This is a genomic window from Sphingorhabdus sp. (genome assembly GCF_044354325.1).
GTDB lineage: Bacteria > Pseudomonadota > Alphaproteobacteria > Sphingomonadales > Sphingomonadaceae > Sphingorhabdus_B.
The window spans coordinates 1-5859 of the sequence record NZ_JBILAF010000122.1; the positions used below are offsets into that span (position 1 = coordinate 1).

A 5859-nucleotide genomic window follows, 5' to 3' on the forward strand; every position below is an offset into this window, starting at 1 on the left:
CGTAGTAGACCACTACGTTGATAGGTTGGGTGTGGAAGCGCAGTAATGCGTGAAGCTAACCAATCCTAATTACTCTTTTCGCGCTTGAAGTCCCACCATCAATGACAGTGCTGACTTGTTCAGCAACGTCGATGGCGGATGATTACATCGCAACCAGATAAAATATTCCCTGCACGGGCATCGATTATAACCCAACTGACACTTATAAGGGTCGTTCTGTCTTCGGATATTGCGACCTGTTATGAGCGCCTGCTTCATTGCTTGGTGACCATAGCGTTTGTGACCCACCCGATCCCATCCCGAACTCGGCCGTGAAACCAAACTGCGCCGATGGTACTACCGCTTAAGCGTTGGAAGAGTAGGGCGTCGCCAGGCATTGCAGCCGGCGCTCATGATATAAGTGCATTGGAAGAACCCATTCATAATTCAAAAGGCGGACCGCTGTCGTTCATTCGACGGATGTCCGCCTTTTTTCGTTTTTGCCCCGTTGAAATACAGGGCATTTTGGTGGCGCGGGATGGAGCAGCCCGGTAGCTCGTCAGGCTCATAACCTGAAGGTCGTAGGTTCAAATCCTACTCCCGCAACCAGTAAAACACCCCGCCTTGCGCGGGGTTTTTTATTGGTTTTGGTGGATTGTGGATTTTCACCTCGTTCAGCCGGAGCAATGGCAAAGCCATTGCGGAGACCATGCGCGCAGCGCATAAATCCTACTTCCGCACACAACGCATAAGCTTAGCGTTGTCGCTGACTGTTTTGCTCCGCTAACCACTGGAGGTGGAAATCCGTCGGATCGGCCAACCGTCAGTGCCGCAATCCCGATATGGCCCGCGATAACCGATTAGATGGAATATGATCTCGTACATTAAGGCCGTGACCTTGTATAACAGGTCAAGCAGCTGCTGAAGTTTTTCGTCTGAAAAGGCGACTAGGTCCTTTGCCTTCGGATGGACAAACTTATTTCTCAAATTATTCCAAGCGCTTACATAAGCTGCAGTAACTTCATTTGTTTCGATGAGCGACGAAAGGCGATCTTTTACACTTTCAACAGCCAGCATTCCGATTAAGCCTCCAAGACGTTCGTTGAATGTCGAAAATTTAGGGTTACTGGCGACCAGCGGCATAAGCCAATCTCGGAATTCCCCCACTAGTATTTTCTGCGAAGGCGTAACTCTTGGCCCGAGTAAATTCGAAAGGCCTTCCACAGCGACGCTAACACTTACCGCCCAACTATCTACCGATCCCGAACTAGTCGTTCTCGCATTGTGAACATAGTAGCTCACGTGGCTCCGGAGACCAGGCTTCGACGTCGATGCAATGTAGTCCAAATAACAACGAAACAACTCCCATCCATAATCAAAAAATTCTGTAATGTTTCCCCCGAGCGGCCTAGGAATGCTCCCTGACGGTGGTTTCAAGCCCTTTGAATAGATGGTCGTCTGGGATTTACAGGAATCAGAAACGGTAATGATCTGGGGAGATGCTTCGACGGAGGTAAGAAAACCTAGGGCTTCCTCAATCCTCAACGGAAAAGACGCGGGAAGCTTATCGCTGGCTTTTGCATGTACGATAAAGTGGCCTTTTGATTCCTCATGGACCTCAATCTGCGCAAATTTTGACTCAAATTGGGCGGCTCTATGCGCCGGCCAGAACGGCAACTTAACATCATCGAAAAAATGCAATACGCAGGACTCTCTCGCGTCATTCTCCACCGATGATGTGTGACAAAGATGCGTGAGATTTCCGTTCGCTGTATATGGCCCCTCTGCATGCCAAGTCCAGTTTACTTTAACGTTCGAGGCCGTCCACTCTCGCCCTTCATCGTCTTTAAGACGAAGATCAAAGTAATTCTCACTGGAGACTAATTTACCCGGTTTTGACCCCATTGCGCGGTTGAACCATTGTGCCCAGTCGAGGTTTTTGACCTCGCTAGCCGAGCAGCTAAATGTCAGGTTACCGTGTTCATCCTGACATATCTCACCCGTCCCCGCGAAAACGATCGGATTAGTCGATACAGTCTGCGTTAGCGAAATGGACAGGCAGTTAAGCTTGAACGCTGATAACTTAATGGCTTCTATGGTTTTGTCGCCGATCATCGGAGGCAGTCCTTCTAAGCGAAGAAAATACTACGGAATAATCGCTTTCTAATGTACAAAAATTAACAAAAGCTAGGTTTCGCATCATCATCCCCCCACCCCCTCACCTGGGCCACCCCCGCCGATCACGCCGAACTCGCCGACGTCATGTTCGACGCTGTCCGCAACGGGCCGAGCAAATATACGCAAGCGCAACGTGCCGCTTGGGTTCCGGTGCGCAGGAGCGGGGCGGAGTGGGAATCGCGGTTGGCGGCGAAGGATATTGCCACTGGCCGCGATGGGGATCGCATCACCGGGTTTATGAGTATCGAAGGCGGCGGGCTATATCGACTTTGCCTTTATCCGGCCTGAGGCGCAGGGCAGCGGTCTGTTCCGGCGGTTGTTTGGCATGGTTGAGGCGCACGCCCGCGCCGCGAACGAAGCACGGCTTTGGGTGCATGCCAGCCTGATGGCGCAGCCTGCCTTTGCCGCGGTCGGCTTTTCGGTTGTCGAACATCAGATCGTCCGGATCGGCGATCAGCTATTCCAACGCGCGATGATGGAAAAGCCGCTCGTTCCGCCAATATAAGGGCGTCCCTCCGCGACCTCTACGCCTCTGCGTGCCCGTTATGATGCGGGTTTGTCAGAGCTCCATCCGTCAATCGCCACGCGCCATTTGCCGTCGGTCCCACGCCGGAAAACGTTGATCCCTTTGCCGATGTCGGTCGTGACCGCGCCGGTTTTCTTGTCGGTGTCGGTGGCTTTGTAGGTGTAACGCTCAACGGCCAAATCGCCGGTGACGGTGAAGCCAAGCGAGGTCTTTTCCCACTTCGTCTCATAAGCGCCGAAATATCCCCCGACCCATTCGCGCACCGCGGCCTTGCCGATGATTTCTGGCGCGCCAGGTGCCTGAAGAACGACATCGTCGGTCAGGCCCTCCATCAGCGTGTCGACATTGTTGCTGTTAATCGCCGCAACATAGCCATCGTGCGCTGCCGCCTCGATGGCCTTGATATCTACCGGAGCAGCGGGCGTTTCACCGCCGGAACAGCCGGAAACGAGCAACAACAGGGCCGGGATCGTGTACAAAGCTTTCATCTTCATTCTCCTCCTTTGGCCGTCGACAGCGCCCATATTCCTGAAGGCGAAGATGTCGCGGCGCACTTAAATATCCGCATTGTTCGGCCAGCTTGACCGCCTAAATGCGTCATAAAAACGATGTTTAACAGTCGCCTCAATCCCTTATTCGGTAAAGTGAACAATTGTAACGATGGCCCCTCTGCGGCCTGCCGGGGCCAAAACCGCCCCGTCGTTTGTAGAAAATAACCCGTTCCCCATCGAAGCTGCGGCTTCCCACTTGCCCTTGCCCGCTAGGCATGACAGCAAGGACAAAACGGCAGGGGAGCCCCACAAATGACACTATATCTGAAGACCATCTTGCTGCTGGGTGCAGCAACCATTCCGGCATCGGCATTTGCGCAAGCTGCTGCTCCGGCCGCTGCGCCTGCCGCTGCGCCTGCTGCCGCGGAAGAGAAGGCGCCCAAATGGGATGTCGCGGCGCCCCCCGGCTTGACCCTCCGCCAGATCGCGATCGACACCGACGAGGGTTCGTGGATGAACCTCGACGTCAGCCCTGATGGCCGGACCATCGCGTTCGATCTGCTGGGTGACATCTACACCATGCCCGTCACCGGCGGCACGCCGACCCGCATTGCCGAAGGCTTGCCCTTCGAAACCCAGCCGCGCTTTTCCCCCGATGGAACACGCATTGCCTTTACCTCCGACCGGGGCGGCGGCGACAATATCTGGATCATGAACCGCGACGGTTCCGACAAACGGCAGATGAGCAAAGAGGATTTCCGCTTGCTCAATCAACCCAGCTGGAGCCCCGATGGCCGCTTCATCGCCGCGAAGAAGCATTTCACCACAGGCCGTTCGCTGGGTACCGGCGAAGTCTGGCTTTACCATGTGTCGGGCGGCGCAGGGGTTCAGCTCGTCAAGAAGCCCAATGACCAACATCAGAAGGAATTGGGCGAACCCATCTTTGCGCCCGATGGCAAGCATATCTATTACACGCGCAACATCACGCCCGGACCCATCTTCCAATATGCGCAGGATTCCAACGGTCAGCTTTTCGACATTGAAAGCTATGAGATTGAGACCGGCAAAACCGAAACCGCCGTGTCTGGTGTCGGTGGTTCGGTGCGTCCAACGCCCTCACCCGATGGCAAGAAAATCGCCTTCGTCCGCCGCGAACGGACCCAGTCAAAACTCTATGTGAAAGATCTGGACAGCGGCGAAGAGCGCAAGATTTACGATGCGCTCGACCAAGATGTGCAGGAAACATGGGCCGTGACCGGCGTCTATCCAAATATGGATTGGTCGCCCGACAGCAAGACCATTTACTTCTGGGCGGGCGGCAAGATGCGCAAGGTTGATTGGCAGAGCGGTGCATCGAGCGAAATCCCGTTCCGCATTTCCGACACACGCGATGTCATCGACCCGCCACGCCCGGCGATTGAAGTCGCACCTGCCGAGTTCCAGACGCACATGCCGCGCGGCGTGGTTACCTCGCCCGATGGCCGGACCGTCTTGTTTGAAACCATGGGTAAGCTGTGGGTCAAGCCTGCGGCAGGCGGGACAGCAAAGCGCTTGACCGCATCCGACACCGCGATGGAAGCATATCCCACATGGTCGCGCGACGGGAAGACCATCGCCTTTGTGAACTGGACCGATAAGGGCCTTGGCCACATTCAGGTCGTGGGCGCAACGGGTGGCAGGGCGAAAAATGTGACGGCGCAATCCGGCCATTATGCGCGTCCGCGTTTCTCGCCAGATGGCAAGACGATCGTATTTGAAAAGCAGGAAGGCGGGGGCCTAACCTCGCCCTTGCGTTCGGATCAGCCGGGCATTTACCGCATAGCCACGACAGGCGGCAATGCTGTTCGCGTTACCGAAAGTGGAACGACGCCGCATTTCGCCGCCAGCAACGACCGGATTTTCTATACCGAATCCGGTGCCAACAAACGCCTGCTCGTCAGTGTCGACCTGAATGGTGAAGCCAAGCGCAATCATGCCAGCGGCGAACTGACGACCATTTATGAGGTATCGCCAGACGGGAACAACTTTGCGTTCCGTCAAAACTACGAAGCATTTGTGATGCCATTGATGCCCGGCACGCAGGAAGTAACTGCGTCGTCGTCGGGCAGCGCGCTTCCCGTGGTGAAGGTCAGCAAGGGCGGTGCCGATTATATGCATTGGAGCCGCAATGGCGATGCATTGCATTGGGCACTTGGGCCTACGCTCTACACGGCACAAACCAGCGCATTCTACCCCAATGGCCCGCTTGCGAAAGACGCCAAGCCCGTCAAATTTGCGCCGCCGAAAGACGGCATTTCGCTGTCGATGACGGTGAAGTCGGACCGTCCAACTGGCCTCGTCGCCTTCACTGGCGCGCGTGTCGTGACCATGGCGGACAAGGATGGCGGGATCATCGACAATGCCGTCATCTTGGTGGAAAATGACCGGATCAAAGCCGTCGGCAAGGCGGGAGACTTCCCGATCCCTGCGGCTGCTAAGACCGTGGATGTGACCGGCAAGACCATCATTCCCGGTCTTGTTGATGCCCACGCCCATGGTCCGCATGGTGTCGATGAAATGACACCGCAGCAAAACTGGGTAAATATGCTCAACCTCGCCATGGGTATCACCACGCGGCATGATCCATCCAGCAGCGCCGCGACGGTTTTCCCGGCGGTGGAAATGCAGCGCGCAGGCCTGATTGTC

Annotated in this window: 5 protein-coding genes, 1 tRNA gene and 2 rRNA genes; 6 read left to right on the top strand and 2 right to left on the bottom strand. The window is 55.6% G+C overall.

All coding sequences use genetic code 11. From position 1 onward, the window contains the following. The 3 genes from ACIQ0G_RS09730 to ACIQ0G_RS09740 all read left to right on the top strand — a co-directional run. Window positions 1–90, top strand: a 23S ribosomal RNA gene (locus ACIQ0G_RS09730); the annotation flags it as partial. Window positions 91–260: 170 nt separating this feature from the next. Continuing rightward, window positions 261–375 (top strand): 5S ribosomal RNA (rrf, locus tag ACIQ0G_RS09735). Between the two features lie 136 nt (window positions 376–511). Then, window positions 512–588: transfer RNA gene (locus tag ACIQ0G_RS09740), tRNA-Met, on the top strand. A 174-nt stretch (window positions 589–762) separates the two neighbouring features. Here the strand turns inward: ACIQ0G_RS09740 and ACIQ0G_RS09745 are convergent. Further along, entirely contained in the window at window positions 763–2094 is a 1332-nt protein-coding gene (locus ACIQ0G_RS09745; RefSeq protein ID WP_397577739.1) for a hypothetical protein, read from the bottom strand. Between the two features lie 147 nt (window positions 2095–2241). On the opposite strand from ACIQ0G_RS09745, the gene ACIQ0G_RS09750 reads away from it, so the two are divergent. Both ACIQ0G_RS09750 and ACIQ0G_RS09755 read left to right on the top strand, forming a co-directional pair. After that, window positions 2242–2445 carry a hypothetical protein gene (locus ACIQ0G_RS09750; protein ID WP_397577740.1) on the top strand — a complete coding sequence of 68 codons (204 nt, stop codon included), beginning with the start codon at window positions 2242–2244 and terminating at the stop codon, window positions 2443–2445. Window positions 2446–2461: 16 nt separating this feature from the next. Next, window positions 2462–2662 carry a hypothetical protein gene (locus tag ACIQ0G_RS09755; protein WP_397577742.1) on the top strand — a complete coding sequence of 67 codons (201 nt, stop codon included), beginning with the start codon at window positions 2462–2464 and terminating at the stop codon, window positions 2660–2662. Window positions 2663–2700: 38 nt separating this feature from the next. On the opposite strand, the gene ACIQ0G_RS09760 is transcribed toward ACIQ0G_RS09755, so the two are convergent. Continuing rightward, on the bottom strand, window positions 2701–3177 hold the full coding sequence (locus tag ACIQ0G_RS09760) for a nuclear transport factor 2 family protein (RefSeq protein WP_324478767.1): 477 nt from the start codon (window positions 3175–3177) through the stop codon (window positions 2701–2703). A gap of 309 nt (window positions 3178–3486) precedes the next feature. Here ACIQ0G_RS09760 and ACIQ0G_RS09765 point away from each other — a divergent pair. Further along, on the top strand, window positions 3487–5859 hold a 2373-nt coding region (locus ACIQ0G_RS09765; protein ID WP_397577741.1), incomplete at its 3' end, for an amidohydrolase.